The sequence below is a fragment of the Streptomyces rishiriensis genome (assembly GCF_003112535.1).
Classification (GTDB): domain Bacteria; phylum Actinomycetota; class Actinomycetes; order Streptomycetales; family Streptomycetaceae; genus Streptomyces; species Streptomyces rishiriensis.
This window is the reverse complement of sequence record NZ_BEWA01000005.1, coordinates 510,737-533,695: the sequence shown is the minus strand read 5'-3', so window position 1 is coordinate 533,695 and position 22,959 is coordinate 510,737. Positions and strand designations below refer to the sequence as shown.

Genomic DNA, 22,959 nt, shown 5'->3' with positions numbered 1-22,959 from the left:
GCGGGCCGGACCGCAGCCGGTCAGAGCCGGGCGAGTTCGTCCACCAGGTCGTCGAGGCCCAGCGAACCCTGCGAAAGGGCCGCCATGTGCCAGGACTTGAGGTCGAAGGCGTCGCCATGGCGCTCGCGGGCCTTCTCCCGGCCCAGCAGCCAGGCCCGTTCGCCGAGCTTGTAGCCGATCGCCTGACCGGGGATGGACAGATAGCGGGTCAGCTCGCTCTCGACGAAGTCCGCCGGACGGCTGCTGTGCCCGCCGAAGAACTCCTGGGCCAGCTCCGGGGTCCAGCGCTCACCCGGGTGGAACGGCGAGCCGGCCGGGATCTCCAGCTCCAGGTGCATGCCGATGTCGACGATGACCCGCACCGCGCGCATCATCTGCGCGTCCAGGTAGCCCAGCCGCTGCTCGGCGTCCGTGAGGAAGCCGAGCTCGTCCATCAGGCGCTCCGCGTACAGCGCCCAGCCCTCGGCGTTGGCGCTGACGATGCCGACGGTGGCCTGGTAGCGGGAGAGGTCACCGGCGACGTGCGCCCACTGCGCCAGCTGGAGGTGGTGGCCGGGGACGCCCTCGTGGTACCAGGTGGAGACGAGGTCGTACACGGGGAAGCGGGTCTCGCCCATCGTCGGCAGCCAGGTGCGGCCCGGCCGGGAGAAGTCCTCCGAGGGACCCGTGTAGTAGGGGGCGGCCGCACTGCCCGCCGGGGCGATCTTCGACTCCACCTTCCGTACCCGCTCGGCGAGTTCGAAGTGGGTGCCGTCGAGCGACTCGATCGCCCGGTCCATCAGGCCCTGCAGCCAGTCCCGGACCTCGTCGACGCCCTCGATGTGCCGGCCGTGCTCGTCGAGGTGCGCCAGCGCCACCCAGGGCGTCCGGGCTCCCGGCAGGATCTTCTCGGCCTCCTTCTCCATCTCGCCGAGCAGCCGGTGGTACTCCGCCCAGCCGTACGCGTACGCCTCGTCCAGGTCGAGGTCGGTGCCGTTGTAGAAGCGCGCCCAGCGGGCGTACCGCTCCCGGCCCACGGTGTCCGGCGCGCCCCCGGCGGTCGGCGCGTACACGTCGCGCAGCCAGTCCCGCAGCTCCACGATTGCCGCGGTGGCGGCCCGCGCCGCCTCGTCGAGTTCCGATCGACGTGCGTCGGGGCCCGGCGCCACGAAGCCCTCGAACCAGGGGCGGCCCTCGTCGTCCGGGTCCGACCACTGGGTGAGCTGCTCGACGAACGTGGCGGTCGGCCGCGGCGCCGCGTACAGCTTGCGCTCCAGGCCGAGCGCCAGGGACTCCCGGTAACCCGCGAGCGCCGCGGGCACCGCGCGCAGCCGTTCGGCGATCGCCGCCCAGTCCTCGTCGGTCTGCGTGGGCGTCACCGTGAACACCTCGCGCACGTGGTGCGCCGGCGTGGACATGTTGCCGACGGCGCGCAGCCCCTCGTCGGCCTCGTGCACCGCGAGTTCCGCGGTCAGGCGCTCCCGCAGCAGGCGGGCGCACCGGCGCTCGATGTCACTGTCCGCGCCGGGCCTGCGCTCCGCCTCGTCGAGATCCGTCAGGGTGTCCCGCGCGAGCCGCGCGAGCGCCTCCTGCCCCCTGGGCGAGTAGTCGGGCAGACGGCTGGAACTCTCCTGCACGCCGAGGTAGGTGCCGGTCACCGGGTCGAGGGCGATGAGGTCGTCGACATACGCGTCGGCGACCTCGCGGGGCAGCGGGTTGCTGGTCTGTGACATGCGCCCCATCCTCGTACGGGCCGGCGGCGCACGTCACGGCGTTTGTCCTGAAGCCGTCGGCGGCGCACCTCACGGCGTCGGTCCGGGGGCCGTGGACGGCAGCAGCGGACCGCAGTCCCACTGCTGGAATATCAGCCGGGTCTCGACACGGGCCACCTCCCGCCGCGACGTGAACTCGTCGAGGACGAGCCGCTGCAGATCGGCCATGTCCGCGACGGCGACATGGACCAGATAGTCGTCGGGCCCGGTGAGATGGAAGACCGTCAGAGCCTCCGGCAGCGCCCGGATCCGCTCCACGAACGGCCCCACCAGCTCCCGGCGATGCGGCCTGACCTGCACGGACAGCAGCGCCTGCAGACCGCGCCCCAGCTTGGCCGGATCGAGCCGCAGCTGATGCCCGAGGATCACCCCGCTGCGGCGCAGCCGCGTCACCCGGTCCAGGCACGTCGAGGGCGCGACCCCGACCTGCGCGGCGAGGTCGCGGTAGGTGGTCCGGGCGTCGTTCTGCAGCAGCCGCAGCAACTGGAGATCGACCGGGTCCAGTACGACGGATTCGGCCATCGGCCGAACGTAGCACGGCGCTCGTGCCACAGAGCCCGTGCGATGTTCACCCTGCGGTCCATGGACTCATCCGCTGCGAGCACGCACGCGTACGACGGCGTACGCACGTCTGGAGCGCCCCGCGCACTGGCCACCGAGGCCGTGCACGCGGGCCGGGACGATCTGGCCCGCCAGGGCCTGCACGCCCCGCCGATCGACCTGTCCACCACCTACCCCTCGTACGACAGCCGCGCCGAGGCGGCCCGCATCGACGCGTTCGCCGCGACCGGCGCGGAGCCGGACGGACCGCCCGTCTACGGCCGGCTGGGCAATCCGACGGTGGCCCGGTTCGAGACGGCGCTGGCCCGTCTGGAAGGCGCCGAGAGCGCGGTCGCGTTCGCCAGCGGCATGGCGGCGCTCACCGCGGTGCTGCTGGCGCGCGCCTCGACGGGGCTGCGGCACGTGGTCGCCGTGCGTCCCCTCTACGGCTGCAGCGACCATCTGCTGACCGCGGGACTGCTCGGTTCGGAGGTCACCTGGACCGATCCCGCCGGGATCGCGGACGCGCTGCGCCCGGACACCGGGCTGGTCATGGTCGAGACGCCGGCCAACCCGACGCTCGCCGAGGTCGACCTGCGGGCCGTCGCGCACGCCTGCGGCTCGGTCCCGCTGCTCGCCGACAACACCTTCGCCACGCCCGTGCTGCAACGCCCCGTCGAGCAGGGCGCGCGGCTCGTCCTGCACAGCGCCACCAAGTACCTCGGCGGCCACGGGGACGTGCTGGGCGGCGTGGTCGCCTGCGACGAGGAGTTCGCCGGGGTGCTGCGGCAGATACGTTTCGCCACCGGCGGCGTGCTTCATCCGCTGGCCGGCTACCTGCTGCTGCGCGGCCTGTCGACGCTGCCGGTGCGGGTGCGCGCCGCCTCCGCGACGGCCGCCGAACTGGCCCGTCGGCTGACCGCGGACCCCCGGGTCGCGCGGGTCCACTATCCGCGCATCGGCGGCGCGATGATCGCCTTCGAGGTGCACGGCGATCCGCACGAGGTGATCGCGGGCGTCCGCCTGATCACCCCGGCCGTCAGCCTCGGCAGCGTCGACTCGCTCATCCAGCACCCGGCGTCCATCAGCCACCGCATCGTGGACGCGGGGGAACGCAGGGGCGCGGGGGTGAGCGACCGGCTGCTGCGGCTGTCGGTCGGGCTCGAGGACGTCGAGGACCTGTGGCGGGACCTGCGAGAGGCGCTCGGCACGGCGACCGACGCGAACGCGGGCGCGGGTGCCGCCGAGCCCGTTTCCGCGGCGACGATTCCCTCGCCGGTGCGCGGAACCGCCTCCGTCTGACCGCGGGGAGCGGGTGTCGGAAGGGCGGAGGAGCGCGGGGACGGGGGGCGGAGGTAGCCAGGAGGGAGGGCCCGGCGATGTCGCATCGCCGGGCCCTCCTGGCCTCCGCCGGTCACCGTGCCCGCCACCGTCGTCTCAGCTGTCTCAGCTGTCTCAGCTAGCTCAGCTGTCTCGGCCGGCTCAGCCGGTTCGTTCGCTCAGTCGCGCGTGACGCGTTCGTCGTGGCGCCCGGACACCGGCTGCGCCCCGGCGGGCTCCAGGCGGGCGGTGATGACCAGGGTGCCCTCCTCGATCTGGTAGTCGAGCGGGAGGCCGAGGCCGCGCATGGCGGCGACCATGCCGGTGTTGGAGGCCTGCGTCACGGCGTACACGCTCTCGCACCTCGCCTCGACGGCCATCGCCACCAGCCGGCCGAGCAGCTCGGCGCCGATCCCGCGCCGCTGCCACTGGTCCTCGACCAGCAACGCGACCTCGGTCTCGTCGCCGTCCCAGAGCAGATGGCCGAGGCCGACGATGCGGCCGGACGCCGTCTGCACGGCGAGGGTCCGGCCGAAGCGCGGGCTGAGCAGGTGGTTGAGGTAGCGGTCCGCGTCGCGGACCGGCCCGTGGTAGCGCATCCCGAGCGTGCGCGCCGAGCACCGGTCGTGCATCGCCTTCGCCGCTTCCAGATCGCCGGTGTCGGCCCGGCGCACGGTGATGTCGCCGCCCTCGGGCAGCGTCAGCATGTCCTGTCCGCGCGGGATGCGCGGTCCGAGCCGGGCGTCGAGCTCCACCAGCGCCCGCGCGCGGGCGAACTCGGTCGGTGTGAAGGGCAGATGGGGCCGCTCCACGGTGATCACTCCGCCTTCCGGCGCCCGCAGCCGCATCACGGTGTCCTCCAGCGCGCCCTCCACGGGCACGCTCTGCGGCCCACGGCCCCTGACGTCGGACGCGGCGGGCAGTGAACGGATCGTGCACCGGCCGAGCAACTGCCGTAGGGTCAGGGGGAGTTCGGCCGCGTCCAGCGCGGTGCGGGTGGCCAGGCCGAGGACCCGGGTGGGCGCGTCCACCAGATCGTGGGCGTCGGCGCGCTCGATCCAGGTGCCGTTGCCGCCCGCGAGGGAGACGGCCCGGCTGATCTCGCCGGCCGCGAGGGCGCCCGGGGCCCGCAGCAGGAACTCGTCCACCGTGTCCTCGCCCAGCGGATGCGTCTGCAGGCTCAGGATGTCCACCCGGTGAGCGGCGAGCGCGGCGCAGAGCGCGGCCAGTGATCCGGGGGCGTCCTTCACCGTCGTCCGCATCCGCCACAGGGCGCTGCCTTCGTCCGCCCCCGAGGGCAGCTCCGACGGCCCGGCCTGCGGCTCCTCGGAGGGCGGCCGGGCGTCGGTATCCCCGGCGGGCGGCGCGTGACCGTGGCGCCGTGCCCACCAGGTGTGGAACCCGGCCGTGGCGACCAGCAGGGCCGCGGAGACGCCGAGCAGCACCGGGCCGTCGGGTCCGTGCCCCACCAGGTTCGCCACGCCGTCGGCCACCGCGACGGCCGTGAACAGCGCGGCGAGCTCCACCACGTCCCGCCGCCAGTGGTGCACCGGACGGCCGTTCTTCGCGCGCGTCACGTCAGGGATGTCTCGAGTCATGCAGCCACTGTGGAGGAACCGTGTTGCGTGATCACGAACGGCTTGTGACTGATGGGTAAAGGCTACGAATGCCCGCTTTGTTAATCCTTCTACGACGTTACCCGCCCGGCGGCACGACAGCGCCGCGCACCGGGGATTGACGCCGGTGCGCGGCGCTGTGCCGAGGGTACGGGACGCCGGACTACTGCCCGACCCGTCCCGGCTGGAGCACCTTGGTGAACAGCACGGTCCCGTCCTGCTCACGCAGCCGCACCGTCAACTCGCCACTGTCGCCGTCGATGTCGACCTCGCCGAAGAACTGGTAGCCGCCGGCGGGCGACACGTTCGCCGCGGTCGGCGCCTTCACGAACACCCGCTCCGGACCGAAGGTGCCGTCCAGCGCGCTGGCCGGGAAGGCGCCCGCGTTGAGCGGACCGGAGACGAACTCCCAGAACGGCTCGAAGTCGGTGAACGCGGCCCGTGAGGGCTGGTAGTGCTGCGCCGAGGTGTGGTGGACGTCCGCCGTCAGCCACACGGTGCCGGTGATCCGCCGGTGCTTGACGTACCGCAGCAGTTCGGCGATCTGCAGCTCACGGCCCAGCGGGACGCCCGGGTCGCCCTGCGCGACGGCCTCGAAGTTCGGCCTGCCCTCGGTGGCGTCCGGCACGACCAGCCCGAGCGGCATGTCGGCGGCGATCACCTTCCACACCGCGCGCGAACGCGACAGCTCCCGCTTCAGCCACTCCAACTGCTCGGCGCCCAGGATGCCCTGCGGATCCGTCCGCTGGTCGTCCGGCGAGTTGGCGTTGCGGTACGTGCGCATGTCCAGCACGAACACGTCCAGCAGCGGGCCGTGGCGCACGACCCGGTGGACGCGGCCCTCCTTGGCGCCCGGACGCAGGGTGGAGATCGGGAAGTACTCGCTGAACGCCCGCCGGGCGCGCCCCGCGAGCACGTCGACGCTCTTCTCCGTGTAACGGGCGTCGGAGTCGGCGATCACCTCGCCCGGGTACCAGTTGTTGCGGACCTCGTGGTCGTCCCACTGGATGACGGACGGCACCTGGGCGTTGAACCTGCGCAGGTTGTCGTCGAGCAGGTTGTAGCGGAAGTTGCCGCGGAACTCCGCGAGGGTCTCGGCGACCTTCGCCTTCTCCTCGGTGACGACGTTGCGCCACAGGCTGCCGTCGGGCAGCGCCTGGGTCGCCGTGATCGGGCCGTCGGCGTAGATGTTGTCGCCGCTGCAGAGGAAGAAGTCGGGGTCGAGCTTCGCCATCGCGTCGTAGATGCGGTAGCCGCCCAACTCGGGGTTGATGCCCCAGCCCTGGCCGGCGAGGTCCCCGGACCACAGGAAGCGCACCCCGCGCCGGCGTCCGAGGGGCGTGGTGCGGAAGGTCCCGGCCACCGGCTCGCCGGTGCGGTGCGGGTCGTCCGGGTCGGCGAGCAGCACCCGGTAGTGGATCTGCTCACCGGCCGGCAGGCCGTGCAGACGGGTCGTGCCGGTGAAGTCCGTGCCGGCGCCGAGCAGCGGTCCCTGCCAACGGCGGGCGCCGCGGAAGGACTCGGTGGCCGAGGTCTCGACGATCATCCGGGCCGGGCGGTCGGAGCGCACCCACACCAGTCCGGAGTCGCAGGTCACGTCCCCGGCCTGGACGCCCCATCCCGCCTTGGGACGCCCGGACAGTGCGAAGGCGGGGGCCGCGCCGAGGGCGGCGGGCAGGGTCAGGGCCGCGGACGCGGCGAGCGAGCCGCGCAGGACGCCGCGGCGCCCGGGGAACGGACGGTGGGACATGGAAGGGCCTCCAGGGGCGGGAACCGGCCGGTGTGCACAGCCACAACTACTGGTGCGCCGCAGCGGGCGCGGAAACCACAGGTGAACAACCGCCGCGCGTCCGCCCGAGTGCGCGGCCGTCACACTCCGGCGGCCTCCCTCATCAGCCGTACGCCGTCCCGGATGCGCGCGGGCGACAGCTGCGCGTAGCCGAGCACGAGACGTGGTGTCCCCTCTTCGCCCTCCTCTCGTCCGGCACGCGCGTGTGCGTACGCGGCCAGCGCGCGCACGTCGACGCCGGCCGCGGCCACCCGCTCCAGAAAGCGCCGCTGCGGCCCGTACCGGAGCGGGAGTTCGGCGATGACGTGGAGCCCGGCGGCGATCCCCGACACCCGCGCACCGGGGAAGTGCTCCCGCAGGGCCGCCACGAGGGCGTCACGCCGCTCGCGGTAGGCGCGCTGGCAGCGGCGCAGCTGGCGGTCGTAGTCGCCGCGCTCCACGAACCGGGCGAACAGCGCCTGGTCGAGGACGGCATGGCCGAGGTCGCTCGTCCGCTTGCGCTCGACGACCTCCTCGGCCAGCGCCTCGGGGACGAGCAGCCAGCCGAGCCGCAGCCCCGGCGCGAGGGACTTGCTGACCGACCCGGCGTAGGCCACGCGTTCCGGGTCCAGGCCCTGGAGCGCGCCCACGGGAGCGCGGTCGTAGCGGAAGTCGCCGTCGTAGTCGTCCTCGATCACGAAGCCGTCCACGGACCGCGCCCAGTCCAGCAGTTCGGCGCGCCGTCGCGCGGAGTACGCGATGCCGGTGGGGAACTGGTGGGCCGGCGTGGTCGTCACGGCCCGTACGCCGGACGACCGCAGCGCCGCAAGGTCGGTCCCCTCGTCGTCCAGGGGCAGCGGGACGGCCGTGACGCCGGCCGCCGCGTAGAGGGCGCCGTGCTGGGGGCTCCCGGGGTCCTCGACGCCCACGGCGTCCGTCCCGCGCGCGTGCAGCGCGAGAGCGAGCAGCGCCGTCGCCTGGGCCACGCCGGAGACGATCACGAGGCGCTCCGGGTCCGGCGACCACGCCCCGGCGGCGGGCGAGGAGGTCGGCGAGCGCGGTGCGTAAACGGGGCAGCCCGCGCGGATCGGGGTAGCCGAGCTCGTGGTGGGGCAGCTCGGCGAGCACCCCCCGCTGCGCCGCCGCCCAGGCCGCGCGCGGGAACAGCGAGAGGTCCGGCGTCCCCGGCACGAAGTCGGCCCGGGCGCCCGGCGGGCGGGGAGCGAGGTCGCGCGCGGGTGGCCGGGCCGCCCGCGCGGCGCCGCCCACCCAGGTCCCGGCGCCACGGCCGCTGCGCAGATAGCCCTCGGCCGTCAGCTGCTCGTACGCCTCCGTCACCAGCCCGCGCGACACCCCCAGATCGGCGGCCAGGTCCCGGCTCGACGGCAGCCGGGCGCCCCGCGCGAGCCGCCCCGAGCGCACCGCGTCGCGCAGCGCGGCCTGCAGCGCGCGGCCCCGCGCGCGCGGCGGAGCGGCGGCCGCCGGCAGCAGCACCTCCCAGGCCGCCGAGGCGGACGGCCGCTCAGGATCGGTCCCCGATGACGTCATGGAAGTGGACCTTAAACCGGGCTGCCGCCGCTCCTGGCGTCGCTGTCATGAACCCCACCGTCCTGCGCGGATCCCTGCTCTGCGCGTTCGCCTGCGTCCTCGTCGGCGGATCCTTCACCGCCAACAGCGTCCTCGGCTCCTACCCGTACGCCGGCGGCCAGGCCCTGCGCTACGGCCTGGCCTGTCTGCTGCTCGTCCCCCTGGCGGGGACCGGCGCCAAAGCCCGGCTGCGCGCGCTGACCTGGCGCCGGTGGGCGCGTCTGGCGCTGCTCGCGGCGGTCGGGATGGTCGGCTTCAACCTGGCCGTACTGGCCGCCGAGCGCTCCGCGGAACCCGCCGTCCCCGGCGTCCTCGTGGGCTGCGCGCCCGTCGTGGTGGCGGTCGTGGTCCCGCTCGTCGAGGGACGGCGGCCCCGGCGCGCGGTGCTGTACGGAGCCTCGCTGGTCGCCGTCGGGGCGTTCACCGTGCAGGGGTGGGGCCGGGCGGACGGCGCGGGCGTCGCCTGGTCGGTCTGTGCGCTGGCCGGGGAGGTCGGCTTCGCCGTGCTGGCCGTGCCCGTCCTGCCGCCGCTCGGCCCGCGGCTGCTCTCCGCCACGGTGTGCGGCCTCGCCGCCGCCGAGTCCGCGGCGATCGGCCTGCTGTCGGCCGGCGGCGGGTGGCTGCGCCGGCCCGACGGCGCGGAGGCCGCCGCGCTGCTGTGGCAGGCGGCGGTCGTCACCGTCGTCGGCTTCGTGTCCTGGTACATGGGCATGCAGCGGATCGGCGCGGAGCGGGCCACGCTCTTCTCCGGCCTCATTCCCGTCGCGGCCGCCTGCACCGCGCCGCTCGTGGGAACGGGCTCCTACGGTCCCGCCCAGGCCGCCGGCAGCGCCCTCGTCGGGGCCGGGGTCGCCCTGGGAGCGGGGGCGCTGAACCGTGCCGCGGCCTCAGCGGCTGCCGTCGAGGATCACGCGGGCGACGAGCGCGGGGTCGTCGTTCATCGGGCAGTGGCCGCAGCCGGGGAGCCGCACCAGGCGCGCGGCCGGGATGATCTGCTTGACGCGGACGCCCTGGCGGCGCACCAGCAGCCAGTCGCGGGTGCCCCAGCCGACGGTGACCGGCAGGCCGGGCAGGTCGTCGGTGAACTGGACCGTGATGCCGGCCTTCAGGGTCTGGTCGAACCCGGTGGCCTGGGCCAGGGCCAGCGTCTCGGCGACCACGGCCTCGGGTGAACGGCGGGCCGGGCGGGCGTAGATGGTGCTGGTCAGGGCGGTGCGGCCGGCCGCCGTGCTCGCCAGCTTCTCGACCAGGGGCAGCGGCAGCCGGCGGGAGATACCCCGCATGGTGGTGAGAACGCCGAAGGCGTAGCGCCGCTCCGCCTCGGACCAGAACCCGGCCGGGGACAGCGCGGTGACGGTCCGCACCAGCTTCTCGCGCCCGAGCTCCAGGGCGAGCAGGCCGCCCAGGGAGTTGCCCGCCACGTGAGGGCGGTCCAGCTCCATGGCCTCGCAGAAGGACCCGAACACGGCGGCCGTCGAGGGCAGGTCGTAGGCGAGGCCGTCCGGCAGGGCGGGGGACGCGCCGAAGCCCGGCAGGTCCACCGCGATCACGTCGCGTTCGGCGGCCAGGATGTCCACCACCGGGTCCCAGGCCTGCCGGTGGTGGCCGATGCCGTGCAGCAGGAGCAGCGGCTCGCCCTCGCCCGCGCGCCGGTAGGACACGGTGACCGGCAGCGGGCCGCTGGGGGAGGGGACCGTGAAGGAGACGGTGGCGGACATGGGAGCTCCTCGTCTGAACTGGCCGGTGGACGCCGTAGACAGCTTGTCAGCAATTACTACCGGCGGGTAGCCCCCGGCCGAGTGAACTCCCGGCCCGCCCGCGCCCTGCCCTCCCGCCGTGTCCGTCCGGCTCAACGAGCCCTGCGCAGCTCCAGGTTGAAATCGGCATGACCGAAACGGCGCATGAGGTCGAGCCACAGAGGCAGCCACATCTCCACGCTCCGCGCCGCCCTGATCCCGCCCAGATCGATCACCCGGTCGGCGGGCCAGCCGAACTCCCCGAGCAGCGCCGTGACCCGGCTCTTGGCGTCCTCGTCGTCCCCGCACACGAAGACCTGGTGCTCGCCCGGCACCCGCGCGGGGTCCACCATCACCTGGGAGTTGACGGTGTTGAGGGACTTCACCACGCGCGCCCGCGGAAACGCCCGCTGGATCTGCTCGCCCACGCTGTCCGACTCCACCGGCGACAACCGCGCCTCGCCGTCCTCGAAGGCCAGCGGGTTGGAGACGTCCAGCACGATCTTGCCGTCGAGGTGGGCCGCCCCGGCCGCCTGGAGCGCCGCCACGGACGCCCGCCCGGTCACGGCGTTCACGATCACCTCGGAGGCCGCCGCCGCCTCCGCGAACGTCCCCGTGCTCGCCCCGGCCCCCGCCCGTCGCGCCCATTCCAGAGCCGCCGGATTGTCCTTCGTGCGCGAACCGAGGACCACCGAGTGCCCCAGGCGCACCAGCTCGCCGCCCAGCGTGCGCCCGACCTCGCCCGTACCCAGCACCCCGTACCGCACAGCCGACCTCCCGTGTCCTCGGACCGGTCGGAGCGCCGGACCTGGCGCCACCGTAATTCGCGCGGGGCGGCTCGGGCCGCCTTGACGGCGGGAGCGTTGCCGGAGTGTCACGGGAGCACCCCCGCGCCACCATCCCGTAAACGCTTTCCCCCAGGAGCCCCTTGGGGCCGACAGGGTTCGAGGATTGGTCTTGACCAAGGGTGGGGGGCGTCCTATGGTCGCAGATAAGTGCAACAACCTTTAATAAACAAGGGCGCGAAAAAACACTGCCGACCACGGCGATTGCGGAGGACAGGGTGGGGACCACGCAACTGGAATCGGTACCGGAACCGAAGTACTGGCATCTGAGGACGGTGCTCAGCGAAGCGCTCGACTCCGAGTTCACCGTGGGGGAGATCCTGCCCAACGAGCGCGAGCTGGCCGCCCGCTTCGGCGTGGCCCGCGCGACGCTGCGCCAGGCGCTGGAGCAGCTCGAACTGGAAGGCAGGCTGCAGCGCCGCCGCGGTGTCGGCACCACCGTGGCGCCGCCGCGGATGGGCGTGGCCGTCGGCACCGAGCAGCAGCTGTGGCCCGGCACGGGAGACGACGCCTGGCAGCCCGTCGACAGCACCCTCGCCCCTGCGCCCGCGGCCGTCGCCACCGCCCTGGAGACCGCGCGCGACCAGGCCGTGCACATCGTGCGCCGCTCACGCGTCTCGGACGGTCAGCCCGTCGCCGCGGAACTGCTCTACGTCCCCCTGACGTCGGTGCCCGAGGCGACCGGTGTCGACGCTCCCTCCGACGCGGCACGCGCGCGTGCGGTGCTCGGCGCGCTGGAGCGCCTCGAACTGCAGGGGCAGGACCGCGCGGTGGAGCTCGGCTCGGCCCGCGCGGACGACGCCAGGGAACTCGACCGGCTCCCCGGAGCGCCCGTCCTCGTGGTCACCACCCGCTTCTTCGCCGAGGGCCGCACGGCGGCGCTCTCCGTCGCGACCTACCGCGCGGACACCTGCCGGCTGACGTTCGGCGCGTCGGGCGGCGTGGAGATACACCACGGCCCGCAGCGGCGGGCCTCCTGAACGCACCGCCCGTGCCCGGTCGCGACGGGCGGGCTCCCTGAACGGCGCCCCCGCCGCCGGCGGACGTCCCGCACCGCGCCCCGGAACTCCTCCGGGGCGCGACGCGTTCCCCCGGTGACCGTGCTCACCGCCGCGCCGTGACCGTGCCCTCCACCGCGAACAGCTCCTCCTCCACATGGTCGAGGGCCAGCCGCAGCGCCCCCGTCGCCACCGCCGCCTCACCGAGCAGCGACAGGGCCACCCTCGGCGGCCGCAGACAGTAGCGCGCCAACTCGTCCCGCAACGGCTCCAGCACACCGTCCAGGCCCGCCGCCCAGCCGCCGACCACGACCAGCTCCGGGTCGAGGGCCAGCACCAGCGCGGCCACATCGTGGACGAGCCGCTGGATGAACCGGTCCACCGCGGCCCGGGCCCGCTGGTTGCCCTTCCGGGCCTGTGCGAACACCTCCGCGACCGCCTGCTCGTCCAGCGGATGCAGCGGCTCGTCCGTGGTCGACAGCAGCGTCTCCGGAGTCACCTCACGCCCCAGCAGGTGCAGGGCGCCGATCTCCCCGGCCGCCCCGCCGTACCCCCGGTGCAGGCGACCGCCGATCAGCGAGCCCGCGCCCGGACTCAGCCCGGCCAGCACGAAGACGACGTCGTCGGACTCGGTGGCGGCGCCCTTCCAGTGCTCGGCCACGGCCGCCGCGTTGGCGTCGTTCTCCACCAGGACCGGGCACTTGAAGGAGCGGCTCAGCCGCTCGCCCAGCCGCAGTCCCGTCCACTCCGGCAGCGCGGTGCCCAGCCGCACCGTGCCGTCCGCCTCGACGATCCCCGGCGTGCCGACCCCCACCGCCCGCAGCGAACTGCGCGGGACGCCGGCCCGGCGCAGCAGCTCCGCCACCGCGCCCCGCAGTCGCTCCAGCCGCTCGTCCGCCGGCGCCGACTCGTCCACCTCCCTGGACTGTGCGCCCAGCACCCGCCCGTCCAGGTCGGCCAGCAGCGCGGCCACCCGGTGCGAGCCGATCTCCAGGCCCAGCAGATGCCCGGCCTCGGCCCGGAACCTGAACCGCCGCGCGGGCCGCCCCTGCCGTCGGGCGACGCTCTCGTCGGCCGCCTTCTCGACGACGAGCCCCGCTCCGATGAGGTCCTCGACGACTCCCTCCACGGTCGGCCGGGACAGGCCCGTCACGCGGGTGATCTCCGTGAGCGTCGCGCAGTCCGCCGCACGCAGCGCGTGCAGCACGACCGCGGAATTGATCCTTCGCAGCAGCGAGGGATCCCCGCCCGTCAACCGCCCCAAGGTGCGTCCTTCCAGCTCGAGCCCGTGTTGGGGCGGATCGTACTCGGCGGGGAGGACCCGGGCGAGTGCCCGCTTCGTACCGAACCCGTCACGCACCGCTCAACCCGGGGCCACGAATCCCGCCTCGTACGCCGTGATCACCGCCTGGGTGCGGTCCCGCGCCCCCAGCTTCGCCAGCACCGCGCTCACATGCGATTTCACGGTCTCCGCGCCCACGAAGAGCCGGGCGGCGATCTCCGCGTTGGACAGCCCCCGCGCCATCAGCCGCAGCACCTCCGCCTCCCGGCCGGTCAGCCGGGCCCGCTCCAGCGCGTCCCGCGCCGCCCGGCTCGCGGCGCCGTCCCCGCCGCCGTGCTCGGCGGCCAGTCGCCGCACCGAGGCGGGGAAGAGCAGCGAATCGCCCTCGGCGACCAGGCGCACCGCGTGCACGATCTCGGCGGGCCGGGCCCGCTTCAGCAGGAATCCGTCCGCGCCCGCACGCAGCGCCTCGTACACGTACTCGTCGTTCTCGAAGGTCGTCACGACCAGGATCTTCGGCGGGCGGTCCACCGTGCGCAGCACCGCGCGGGTGGCCTCGATGCCGTCCATCAAAGGCATGCGCACGTCCATGGCGACGACGTCGGGCCGCAACCGCCGCACCAGCGGGATCACCGCCGCCCCGTCCGCCGCCTCTCCGACCACCTCGATGTCGGACTGCGCTTCGAGAACCGCCCGCAGGCCCGCGCGGACCAGGGGTTCGTCGTCGACGAGGAGCACGGTCACCGGCATCCGCCCAGCGTAGATCAATTCAGCGGCAACTCTGCGTGTACCTGCCAGTCGCCTGCGTCCGGCCCGGTCGAGGCCCGTCCGCCAAGCAGGGCCGCACGCTCCCGTATCCCCCGCAGCCCGCTGCCCCGCCCGGGGCCGGGCACACGACCGGAGAGAAGCCGGTTGCGCACCTCCAGGCTGAGGACGTCGTCGTGGACCCCGACGCGCACCCGGACCGGAACGGCTCCCGCGTGCCGCAGCACGTTCGTCAGCGACTCCTGGAGGATGCGGTAACCCTCGCGTGACACCGGCCCCGGCACGTTCTCCAGAGGGCCCGTCACCTCGGCGTCGATCTCCGCGCCCGACGCGCGCGCCGACTGCAGCAGCCGGCCGGCCTCCGCGAGCGTCGGCCGGCTGCCCGACGGCCGCTCGGCCTCCCGCAGCACGCCGAGCACCCGCTCCAGGTCCTCCAGGGCGGCCCGGCCGGTCTCTTCGATCGCCCCGAGCGCCCGGTCGGTGAAGACCGGGTCGCCCGCCGCCCGGGCCGCCCCCGCCTGCACCACCGCCACGGTGAGCGCGTGACCGATCGAGTCATGCAGCTCCCGGGCGATCCGGTTGCGCTCCAGGAGCTGCTCGGTGCGCGCCTCCAGGGCGGCGAGCCGCTCCGCGGCCGACGGGCCCAGGAGCCGCCGCGCGACGGCGGTCGTCAACTCGCCCAGCGCGACGACCAGTACGCCCAGGACGAGCACGGGAAGCGGCGCCAGGAGGGCTGACCACCAGTGCGCCCCCACCTGGGGGAGGCCCGGGATGCCGGAGCCCACACCGCCGCGTGCGCTCCGGACCAGCTCGACCGTGGCGATCGGCAGCCAGACGCACCCGAACATGGTCACCGCACCGAGTGCCATGCGCGCTTCCAGCCACAGCACCGTGCGGAGCCGGTCCCGCCAGGTCGCCGACGCGACCACGGAGAATCCCGGCTCCTGCTCGTCGGGCGTGAGCAGCAGCTGCGCCTGGACTCCCTCGCCCCTGCGCACCGCCGGGACGAGCCCGACCGGGATCAGCGCGAGGGCGGGCACCCACGGACGCCGGGGGTCGATGAACATCCAGACGCTCACGACCAGCATCGGCACCCACAGGTGCAGCAGTCGTGTGTACGTCTTCCCCCGCAGCAGCGGGCTCAGCAGGCGCCCCATGCGGACATGGTGGCAGGAGCCACCGACAACGGGCCTCCCCCGGGCGGGGGAGAGGAACTCCCCGCGCGGGGGAGGCCCGCGCCCCGGGCCGACGGCCAGGGTGGTCGCCATGACCAGCATCGACGTCCACGAACTCACCAAGGAGTACGGCCCCCGGCGGGCCGTGGACCGGATCACCTTCCAGGTCCTGCCCGGCCGCGTCACCGGATTCCTCGGCCCCAACGGCGCGGGCAAGTCCACCACCTTGCGTCTCCTCCTCGGCCTCGACCGGCCGACCTCCGGCGCCGCCACCCTGGCCGGCCGCCCCTACGTCACCCTCACCGACCCGCTCCGCCACGTCGGCGCCCTCCTCGACGCGCAGGCCGCGCACGGCTCCCGGACGGGACGCGACCACCTGCTCGCCCTCGCCGCGAGCAACCGCCTGCCCGTCCGGCGGGTCGACCAGGTGCTGGAGGAGGCCGGACTGGCCCCGGCCGCGCGACGCCGGGTGAGGACGTACTCCCTCGGCATGCGCCAGCGGCTCGGCATCGCCGCCGCCCTGCTCGGCGACCCCGCCGTCGTCCTGCTCGACGAACCGGCCAACGGCCTCGACCCCGAAGGCATCGTCTGGATCCGGGGGTTGCTGCGCCGGCTCGCCGGGGAGGGCCGCACCGTGCTGGTCTCCAGCCACCTGATGAACGAGACCGCGTCGTTCGCGGACCACCTCGTCGTCCTCGGCCGGGGCCGCCTGCTGGCCGACACGGCGCTGCGCGACTTCATCGACGCGCGGGTGCACCCGGGCGTGCGCATCCGCACGACGGACCCGACCGCCCTGAAGAACGTCCTCGCCCGGCACGGCCACGACCCGGTGCACCATCCCGACGGGCACTGGACCGTGCGCCACACGCGCGTGGACGACATCGGTCCGCTCGTCTCCGCCGCGGGTGTCCCGCTGCTCGAACTCTCCGCGCAGGAAGGCACGCTCGAGCAGGCCTACCTCGCGCTCACCGCCGCCGACGCCGAGTTCGCGTCCCGACCGCACGAGGAGGTCTGACCATGGGTCCCCTGACGTTCGCGCCCGCACTTCACGCCGAGTGGATCAAGATCCGCACGCTGCGCTCACAGATCGGCGCCCTGGCAGCCGTACCGCTCGCCACGGTCGCGTTCTCCGCACTGGCGGGACTCGGAAACGGCGACGACGACGCCCTGTTCTCCGCGTTCTTCGGCGTGACCTTCGGGCAGATCGCGGCGATCGCCTTCGGCACGACGGCCGTCTCCGCCGAGTTCCAGACGGGCGCTCTGCGCCTGTCGCTGGCCGCGGTGCCCCGCCGGGGCCGCTGGTTCGCCGCCAAGCTGACGGCGATCGGCCTGCCGGTGTTCGCCGTCGGCCTGGTCACCGGGCTGACGGCCCTGACGGCGGGAGCGGCGACGTCAGGGCCGCACGCGCACCGGGCGCCCCCGGCGGAGTGGCTGCGCGGGACGACCGGCTGCGCCGTCTATCTGACGCTGATGGCTCTGCTGGCCGCCGGCCTCACCGCGGTCCTGCGCAGCGGGGTGGGGGCCCTGAGCATCCTCGTGCCCTTCCTCCTGCTCGTCTCCTTCGTCGTCGGCGACGTGAACGGCGGCGCTGCCGGCCTCCTGCCCGACCGGGCAGGCCAAGTCGTCCTGCACAGCACGTGGGACGGCGTTCCGGGGCCGTGGACCGGGCTCGCGGTGACCGCCCTGTGGACGGCCGCCGCGGTAGCCGCGGGGGCCTGGCGGGTGCGGGTCCGGGACGCCTGACCGGGGCGCCGCGCTGACGGGCCGCCAATTGTCAGTGGCGGCCGCTTTACTGGATCTCATGGACATCGCGCACGGTCTGGCCACCGTCGACCTGCTGAGCGTCCGCGAACTCCCCGCGGAGGGGTACCTCGTGGCGGAACTGCAGACCAGCGGCGACTTCCACGGCGAGGGCCGCGGCGCGTGGGAGGAGACGGAGGAGCAGTACGAGGCCGACCGGGACGGGCTCTCGGAGCGGCTGACCGGCCGCTGGGGGCTGCCGCACCTCGTCAGTCTGGCGAGCACGCTGGAGCGCTCCATGGCCGGAGAGGACATACCCGAACCCTGGGCCTCGCTCAGCGGTCACGTTCCGGACCTGCACCTGTGGCAACTGCCCGGCACGCCGCGCTGGATAGCCCTCGGCGTCTCCCAGTGGGACGCGGAACTGCCCTTCCAGCTCCTGCTGGTGGTGACGGAGACCGACCCGCCCTGAGGGCCGTCAGTCCTCCTCCGCCGCCGTCCGCAGCCGGGCGAACTCCTGCGCCATCGTCGCCGTGGTCCAGTGCGCGTTCAGGCCGCTCGGGTTCGGCAGCACCCACACGCGGGTGTCCCCGACGAGCCGCTCCTGCGGCCCCACCGCGGCCTTGCGGTCGTCGAACGCGGCCCGGTAGGCGGTCACGCCCACCACCGCCAGCCACCGCGGCCCGAGCGCCCCCACCTTCGCCGCCAGCAGCCGGCCGCCCTCGCGGTACTCCTCGGTGCTCAGCTCGTCCGCCCGGGCTGTCGCCCGCGCCACCACGTTGGTGATGCCGAGCCCGTAGGACAGCAGCTCCCGCTGCTCGGCCGGCTTCATCAGCCTCGGCGTGAAGCCGGACAGGTGCAGCACGGGCCAGAAGCGGTTGCCGGGGCGGGCGAAGTGATGGCCGGTGGCCGCCGTCATCAGACCCGGGTTGATGCCGCAGAACAACACGCGCAGGCCACCCGCGACGACGTCCGGCACGAGACGGTCGCGGGCGGCCTCGAGCTCCGCCTGGGTGAAGCGCGTCAGAGGATGGCTCCCGGGGTGTAACCGGCGGCCTCGGGCCGCTGCTTGACGATCTCCTCGACCCGGCCGACCACCATGGCGACCTGCGCGGACGCGGCGCCCGTGAAGGACAGCTTGTCGGCCATCAGCGCGTCGAGCTGCGCCCGGTCGAGCGGCAGGCGCTGGTCCGCCGCCAGCTTGTCCAGCAGCTCGTTGCGCTCGGCGCCCTGCTCGCGCATCGCCAGCGCCGAGGCCACGGCGTTCTCCTTGATGGCCTCGTGCGCGACCTCACGGCCGACGCCCGCGCGCACCGCGCCCATCAGCACCTTGGTGGTGGCGAGGAACGGCAGGTAGCGGTCGAGCTCGCGGGCCACGACGGCCGGGAAGGCGCCGAACTCGTCGAGCACCGTCAGGAACGTCTCCAGCAGACCGTCCAGCGCGAAGAACGCGTCCGGCAGCGCGACCCGGCGCACCACCGAGCAGGACACGTCGCCCTCGTTCCACTGGTCGCCCGCCAGCTCGCCGGTCATCGACGCGTAGCCGCGCAGGATGACCATCAGGCCGTTGACGCGCTCGCAGGAGCGGGTGTTCATCTTGTGCGGCATGGCGGACGAGCCGACCTGGCCGGGCTTGAAGCCCTCGGTCACCAGCTCGTGCCCGGCCATCAGCCGGATCGTCTTCGCCAGCGAGGAGGGGGCCGCCGCGAGCTGCACCAGCGCCGTCACGACCTCGTAGTCCAGCGAGCGCGGGTAGACCTGCCCGACCGACGTGAACGCCTGGGAGAAGCCCAGGTGACCGGCGATCCGGTCCTCCAGCTCGGCGAGCTTCGCGGCGTCCCCGCCCAGCAGGTCCAGCATGTCCTGGGCGGTGCCCACCGGACCCTTGATGCCGCGCAGCGGGTACCGGCCGAGCAGTTCCTCGACCCGGCCGTAGGCGACGAGGAGCTCGTCGGCGGCGGTCGCGAACCGCTTGCCCAGGGTGGTGGCCTGCGCGGCCACGTTGTGCGAGCGGCCGGCCATGACCAGCTCGCCGTACTCGCCGGCCAGCTTGCCCAGGCGTGCCAGCACGGCGACCGTGCGGTCGCGGACCAGCTCCAGGGACAGGCGGATCTGCAACTGCTCGACGTTCTCCGTCAGGTCGCGGGACGTCATGCCCTTGTGGACCTGCTCGTGCCCGGCGAGGTCGTTGAACTCCTCGATGCGGGCCTTGACGTCGTGCCGGGTGACCTTCTCGCGCTCGGCGATCGAGGTCAGGTCCACGGTGTCGAGGACGCGCTCGTAGTCGGCGATCGCCGCGTCCGGCACCTCGATCCCGAGGTCCTTCTGAGCCCGCAGCACGGCGAGCCAGAGCTGACGCTCCAGCTTCACCTTGTGCTCGGGCGACCAGAGCGTGGCGAGCTCGGTGGAGGCGTAGCGTCCGGCGAGGACGTTGGGGATGCGGGGCTTGGCGGCAGCGGAAGTCACGTGGACGGATTCTACTGGCGATTCGTGCAGGTCGGCGCACGGTCTCGTTCGGTGGAACCTACGAGACCGGGGTCACGCGCCTCGGCCGTCGGCGCCCCGCGGCCCCCGGCCGGGCCGCGCGGAGCCCGTCATACCGTGGGTCCCTCGTACGGCAGCAGGTCGGGCCGCTTGGGCGGCAGGCCGTCCCCGGAGGAGCGGCCCGTGAGGCGGCGGGCGATCCACGGCAGCAGGTGCTGCCGGGCGAACCGCGCGTCGGCGACCCGGCGGGCGGTCCACCCCGGGGGCGGCGTCGCCGCCATCGGCGCGTGCCACTCCAGGTCCTCGGGGTCGTGCCCGAGGGTCTGCCAGACGGCCTCGGCGACCCTGCGGTGGCCCTCCGCCGTCAGGTGCAGCCGGTCGACGTCCCACATTCGCGGGTCGCTCAGCGACGGGGCGTCGTACAGGTCGACGACGAGTGCGCCATGCCGCGCGGCCAGCTCCTCGACGCACACGAAGAGCTCTTCCATACGCGGCCGAAACCGCTCCAGGACGGGACCCCGCCGCCCCGGGCTGCGCATGAGCACCAGCTGCTTGCAGGACGGCGCCAGCTGCTCCACGGCCTCCGTGAGCAGGCCCTTGACCCGGCCCATGTCGCACTTGGGCCGCAGTGTGTCGTTGAGGCCGCCGACCAGGGTGATGACGTCCGCGCCCATGGCGGCCGCCACCGGCACCTGCTCCTCGACGATCTGTCCGATCAGCTTGCCGCGCACGGCCAGGTTGGCGTACCGGAAGCCGGGGGCGCGGGCGGCCATCCGGGCGGCGAGGAGGTCCGCCCAGCCCCGGTAGGTGCCGTCGGGCAGCAGGTCGGACATGCCCTCGGTGAAGGAGTCGCCGACGGCGACCAGGCTGGTGTGAGTGGGGTTCGTCTGCATGGCGGAACAGATGGTAGCCCGAGTCGCATACCCGGCGGTCGGTCGCCTCCGCCTTCCGGCGGCCGGCCACCGCACCCGCGCGCGGGCGTCAGGCCCGCTGCCCGAACAGCTCCCGCAGCACGTCCTCCATGGTCACCAGGCCGGCCAGCCGCCCGTCGGAGCCCAGCACGGCCGCCAGATGCGTCCGGCTGCCGCGCATGGCGGTCAGGACGTCGTCCAGCGGCGTCGCCTCCCGCACGCGCGCGATGGGCCGCATGTCCCGCAGCCGGAACGGCGCGTCCCGGGGCGAGGCGTCCAGCGCGTCCTTCACATGCAGATAGCCGACGATCCGCCGGCCCTCGTCCACCACCGGGAACCGGGAGAACCCGGATTCGGCGGCCAGCCGCTCCAGCCCCTCCGGAGTGATGCCCACGCGCGCCTGGACGACCCGTTCCAGCGGCAGGACGACGTCCCGCACCGGGCGGCGGCCCAGCTCCAGCGCGTCGTGCAGCCGCTCCTGGGCACGGTCGTCGATCAGCCCGGCCTCGCCCGCGTCCCTGACGATCTGCGCCAGCTCCGCGTCCGAGAAGGTCGCCGTGACCTCGTCCTTCGTCTCGATCCGCATCAGCTTCAGCAGCGCGTTCGCGAAGGCGTTGATCGCGAAGATCACCGGTCGCAGCCCCCGGGCGACGGCGACCAGCGGCGGGCCCAGCAACAGCGCGCTGCGCACCGGCTCGGCGAGCGTGATGTTCTTCGGGACCATCTCGCCGAGCAGCATGTGCAGATAGGTGGCGAGGACGAGCGCGATCACGAAGGACACCGCGTGGCCGGCGCTCTCGGGCACCCCCACCGCGTGGAACACCGGCTCCAGCAGGTGCGCGATGGCGGGTTCGGCCACCACGCCGAGGAGCAGCGTGCACAGGGTGATGCCGAGCTGTGCGGCCGCCAGCAGGGCCGACACGTGCTGCAGTCCCCACAGCACGCTCCTGGCGCGCCGGTCGCCCTGCTCGGCGTACGGCTCGATCTGGGAGCGGCGTACGGAGATCAGCGCGAACTCGGCGCCGACGAAGAACGCGTTGACGACGAGGGTCGCCAGGGCGATGAGCAACTGGACGGCGATCACGTGTCCGCCCCTTCCGCGGGGGTGTCGGCGAGGGGTGCGTGCAGCAGCACCCGGGCGGCCCGGCGGCCGGAGGCGTCGACGACGTCCAGGCGCCAGCCGGTGACCTCCAGGGTGTCGCCGACGGCCGGTATCCGGCCCAGCTCGGCGGCGACCAGACCGGCCAGCGTCTCGTAGGGGCCCTCCGGGGCCCGCAGGCCGACGCGGGCGAGCTGGTCGATGCGGGCGGAGCCGTCGGCCGAGTACAGGACGCGGCCGTCGTCGTCCGAGCCCGCGGGGGCGAGGTCGGGCGTCTCGTGCGGGTCGTGTTCGTCGTGGACCTCGCCGACGACCTCCTCGACGATGTCCTCCAGCGTCGCCACGCCCGCCGTCCCGCCGTACTCGTCGATGACCACGGCCATCGTCCGCTTGCCGGACAACCGGTCCAGCAGCCGGTCCACGGTGAGCGACTCGGGCACCAGGAGGGGTTCGCGCATGATCTCCGAGACCGGCACGCGCGGGCGCCGCGCGGCCGGGATCGCCAGCGCGTCCTTGATGTGCGCGATGCCGACCACCGCGTCGAGGCTGCCGCGGTACACCGGGAAGCGGGAAAGCCCCGTGGCCCGGGTGGCGTTGGCGACGTCCTCGCAGGTCGCCGACGCTTCCAGCGCGATGACCTGCACGCGCGGGGTCATCACGTTCTCCGCCGTGAGGTCGGCCAGGTTCAGGGTGCGCACGAAGAGCTCTGCGGTGTCCGCCTCCAGGGCTCCCTCCCTGGCGGAGTGCCGGGCCAGGGCCGCGAGTTCCTGGGGGCCGCGCGCGGCGGCCAGTTCCTCGGTGGGCTCCACGCCGAAGAGGCGCACGATCCGGTTCGCGGTCTCGTTGAGATGGCTGATGAAGGGCCGGAAGGCGGCGCTGAACCAGCGCTGGGCGTTGCCCACGCCCTTGGCGACCGAAAGCGGGGACGAGATCGCCCAGTTCTTGGGCACGAGTTCGCCGACGACCATCAGGAACACGGTCGACAGGGCCGTGCCCAGCACCAGCGCCACCGAGCTCGCGGCGGTGCTCGACAGGCCGAGCGACTCCAGCGGCCCGGAGATCAGCTTGGCGATCGACGGCTCGGACAGCATGCCGACCACCAGGTTGGTGACCGTGATGCCCAGTTGCGCGCCCGAGAGCTGGAAGGTGAGGTTGCGGACGGCCTTCAGCGCCCCGGCCGCGCCGCGCTCGCCGCGCTCCACGGCCCGTTCGAGTTCGCTGCGCTCGACGGTGGTCAGGGAGAACTCGGCGGCCACGAAGGCGCCGCACGCGAGCGACAGCAGGATCGCCACCAGGAGCAGCAGCACTTCGGTCATCGGGTCACCTCCGTCCCAGGATCGGG

At 73.9% G+C, this 22,959-nt stretch carries 19 protein-coding genes and 1 pseudogene; 5 read left to right on the top strand and 15 right to left on the bottom strand.

Features of this window, described 5'->3' with window-relative positions; all coding sequences use genetic code 11:
• Positions 1-20 precede the first annotated feature (20 nt).
• Positions 21-1,712 (bottom strand): DUF885 domain-containing protein, encoded by a 1,692-nt coding sequence (locus Sri02f_RS10980; RefSeq protein WP_109000897.1) that lies wholly within the window; start codon positions 1,710-1,712, stop codon positions 21-23.
• A 69-nt stretch (positions 1,713-1,781) separates the two neighbouring features.
• Positions 1,782-2,273, bottom strand: coding sequence for an Lrp/AsnC family transcriptional regulator (locus tag Sri02f_RS10975; protein WP_109000896.1), 492 nt, complete (start codon positions 2,271-2,273; stop codon positions 1,782-1,784).
• A gap of 60 nt (positions 2,274-2,333) precedes the next feature.
• Between Sri02f_RS10975 and Sri02f_RS10970 the strand changes: the two genes are divergently transcribed.
• Positions 2,334-3,593, top strand: a complete 1,260-nt coding sequence (locus Sri02f_RS10970; protein ID WP_109001032.1) for a trans-sulfuration enzyme family protein — start codon at positions 2,334-2,336, stop codon at positions 3,591-3,593.
• A gap of 197 nt (positions 3,594-3,790) precedes the next feature.
• Here Sri02f_RS10970 and Sri02f_RS10965 read toward each other — a convergent pair whose 3' ends face one another.
• From Sri02f_RS10965 to Sri02f_RS10940, 5 genes and pseudogenes are all read right to left on the bottom strand, one after another.
• Complete coding sequence (locus tag Sri02f_RS10965; RefSeq protein ID WP_245970588.1) at positions 3,791-5,209, bottom strand: GNAT family N-acetyltransferase; 1,419 nt, start codon at positions 5,207-5,209, stop codon at positions 3,791-3,793.
• 181 nt (positions 5,210-5,390) lie between these two features.
• Positions 5,391-6,977, bottom strand: a complete 1,587-nt coding sequence (locus Sri02f_RS10960; protein WP_109000895.1) for an alkaline phosphatase D family protein — start codon at positions 6,975-6,977, stop codon at positions 5,391-5,393.
• A gap of 119 nt (positions 6,978-7,096) precedes the next feature.
• A pseudogene (gene pdxR / locus Sri02f_RS10955) lies at positions 7,097-8,543 on the bottom strand (MocR-like pyridoxine biosynthesis transcription factor PdxR).
• A 926-nt stretch (positions 8,544-9,469) separates the two neighbouring features.
• Positions 9,470-10,300, bottom strand: a complete 831-nt coding sequence (locus Sri02f_RS10945) for an alpha/beta fold hydrolase (protein WP_109000894.1) — start codon at positions 10,298-10,300, stop codon at positions 9,470-9,472.
• 131 nt (positions 10,301-10,431) lie between these two features.
• The gene (locus Sri02f_RS10940; protein WP_109000893.1) at positions 10,432-11,085 is read right to left on the bottom strand and encodes an NADPH-dependent F420 reductase; all 654 of its coding nucleotides are present in this window, start codon (positions 11,083-11,085) and stop codon (positions 10,432-10,434) included.
• 296 nt (positions 11,086-11,381) lie between these two features.
• Between Sri02f_RS10940 and Sri02f_RS10935 the strand changes: the two genes are divergently transcribed.
• Entirely contained in the window at positions 11,382-12,143 is a 762-nt protein-coding gene (locus tag Sri02f_RS10935; protein ID WP_109000892.1) for a GntR family transcriptional regulator, read from the top strand.
• Positions 12,144-12,267: 124 nt separating this feature from the next.
• On the opposite strand, the gene Sri02f_RS10930 is transcribed toward Sri02f_RS10935, so the two are convergent.
• The 3 genes from Sri02f_RS10930 to Sri02f_RS10920 form a co-directional block, all read right to left on the bottom strand.
• Entirely contained in the window at positions 12,268-13,425 is a 1,158-nt protein-coding gene (locus Sri02f_RS10930) for an ROK family transcriptional regulator (protein ID WP_109001030.1), read from the bottom strand.
• Between the two features lie 99 nt (positions 13,426-13,524).
• Positions 13,525-14,193, bottom strand: a complete 669-nt coding sequence (locus Sri02f_RS10925) for a response regulator transcription factor (protein ID WP_109000891.1) — start codon at positions 14,191-14,193, stop codon at positions 13,525-13,527.
• A 14-nt stretch (positions 14,194-14,207) separates the two neighbouring features.
• Complete coding sequence (locus Sri02f_RS10920; protein ID WP_109000890.1) at positions 14,208-15,365, bottom strand: sensor histidine kinase; 1,158 nt, start codon at positions 15,363-15,365, stop codon at positions 14,208-14,210.
• A gap of 109 nt (positions 15,366-15,474) precedes the next feature.
• Here Sri02f_RS10920 and Sri02f_RS10915 point away from each other — a divergent pair, with 109 nt between their 5' ends.
• From Sri02f_RS10915 to Sri02f_RS10905, 3 genes are read left to right on the top strand one after another with little or no spacing between them, the layout of a single operon-like run.
• Positions 15,475-16,398, top strand: coding sequence for an ATP-binding cassette domain-containing protein (locus tag Sri02f_RS10915; protein ID WP_109001029.1), 924 nt, complete (start codon positions 15,475-15,477; stop codon positions 16,396-16,398).
• 11 nt (positions 16,399-16,409) lie between these two features.
• Positions 16,410-17,126 carry an ABC transporter permease gene (locus tag Sri02f_RS10910; protein WP_109001028.1) on the top strand — a complete coding sequence of 239 codons (717 nt, stop codon included), beginning with the start codon at positions 16,410-16,412 and terminating at the stop codon, positions 17,124-17,126.
• Positions 17,127-17,184: 58 nt separating this feature from the next.
• Positions 17,185-17,595 carry a hypothetical protein gene (locus Sri02f_RS10905; protein WP_109000889.1) on the top strand — a complete coding sequence of 137 codons (411 nt, stop codon included), beginning with the start codon at positions 17,185-17,187 and terminating at the stop codon, positions 17,593-17,595.
• 6 nt (positions 17,596-17,601) lie between these two features.
• Here Sri02f_RS10905 and mug read toward each other — a convergent pair whose 3' ends face one another.
• The 5 genes from mug to Sri02f_RS10880 form a co-directional block, all read right to left on the bottom strand.
• Positions 17,602-18,102 carry a G/U mismatch-specific DNA glycosylase gene (gene mug / locus Sri02f_RS10900; RefSeq protein ID WP_245970587.1) on the bottom strand — a complete coding sequence of 167 codons (501 nt, stop codon included), beginning with the start codon at positions 18,100-18,102 and terminating at the stop codon, positions 17,602-17,604.
• A gap of 44 nt (positions 18,103-18,146) precedes the next feature.
• A complete protein-coding gene (gene purB, locus Sri02f_RS10895) occupies positions 18,147-19,589 on the bottom strand; it encodes an adenylosuccinate lyase (RefSeq protein ID WP_109000887.1) in 1,443 nt (480 codons plus the stop codon).
• 128 nt (positions 19,590-19,717) lie between these two features.
• Positions 19,718-20,500, bottom strand: coding sequence for an SGNH/GDSL hydrolase family protein (locus Sri02f_RS10890; RefSeq protein WP_109000886.1), 783 nt, complete (start codon positions 20,498-20,500; stop codon positions 19,718-19,720).
• Positions 20,501-20,588: 88 nt separating this feature from the next.
• Positions 20,589-21,602, bottom strand: a complete 1,014-nt coding sequence (locus tag Sri02f_RS10885; RefSeq protein WP_109000885.1) for a hemolysin family protein — start codon at positions 21,600-21,602, stop codon at positions 20,589-20,591.
• Positions 21,599-22,933 carry a hemolysin family protein gene (locus Sri02f_RS10880; protein WP_109000884.1) on the bottom strand — a complete coding sequence of 445 codons (1,335 nt, stop codon included), beginning with the start codon at positions 22,931-22,933 and terminating at the stop codon, positions 21,599-21,601. Before Sri02f_RS10880 ends, Sri02f_RS10885 begins: the two co-directional genes overlap by 4 nt.
• Between the last annotated feature and the right edge of the window lie 26 nt (positions 22,934-22,959).

What these genes read in the sequence shown, in the direction of transcription:
- Sri02f_RS10925 (WP_109000891.1), bottom strand. Translation starts at nt 14,193, where the DNA reads ATGCCGGTGACCGTGCTCCTCGTCGACGACGAACCCCTGGTCCGCGCG.
- Sri02f_RS10980 (WP_109000897.1), bottom strand. Translation starts at nt 1,712, where the DNA reads ATGTCACAGACCAGCAACCCGCTGCCCCGCGAGGTCGCCGACGCGTAT.
- Sri02f_RS10915 (WP_109001029.1), top strand. Translation starts at nt 15,475, where the DNA reads ATGACCAGCATCGACGTCCACGAACTCACCAAGGAGTACGGCCCCCGG.
- Sri02f_RS10970 (WP_109001032.1), top strand. Translation starts at nt 2,334, where the DNA reads ATGGACTCATCCGCTGCGAGCACGCACGCGTACGACGGCGTACGCACG.
- Sri02f_RS10880 (WP_109000884.1), bottom strand. Translation starts at nt 22,933, where the DNA reads ATGACCGAAGTGCTGCTGCTCCTGGTGGCGATCCTGCTGTCGCTCGCG.
- Sri02f_RS10965 (WP_245970588.1), bottom strand. Translation starts at nt 5,209, where the DNA reads ATGACTCGAGACATCCCTGACGTGACGCGCGCGAAGAACGGCCGTCCG.
- Sri02f_RS10945 (WP_109000894.1), bottom strand. Translation starts at nt 10,300, where the DNA reads ATGTCCGCCACCGTCTCCTTCACGGTCCCCTCCCCCAGCGGCCCGCTG.
- Sri02f_RS10890 (WP_109000886.1), bottom strand. Translation starts at nt 20,500, where the DNA reads ATGCAGACGAACCCCACTCACACCAGCCTGGTCGCCGTCGGCGACTCC.
- Sri02f_RS10905 (WP_109000889.1), top strand. Translation starts at nt 17,185, where the DNA reads ATGGACATCGCGCACGGTCTGGCCACCGTCGACCTGCTGAGCGTCCGC.
- Sri02f_RS10975 (WP_109000896.1), bottom strand. Translation starts at nt 2,273, where the DNA reads ATGGCCGAATCCGTCGTACTGGACCCGGTCGATCTCCAGTTGCTGCGG.
- Sri02f_RS10960 (WP_109000895.1), bottom strand. Translation starts at nt 6,977, where the DNA reads ATGTCCCACCGTCCGTTCCCCGGGCGCCGCGGCGTCCTGCGCGGCTCG.
- Sri02f_RS10920 (WP_109000890.1), bottom strand. Translation starts at nt 15,365, where the DNA reads ATGGGGCGCCTGCTGAGCCCGCTGCTGCGGGGGAAGACGTACACACGA.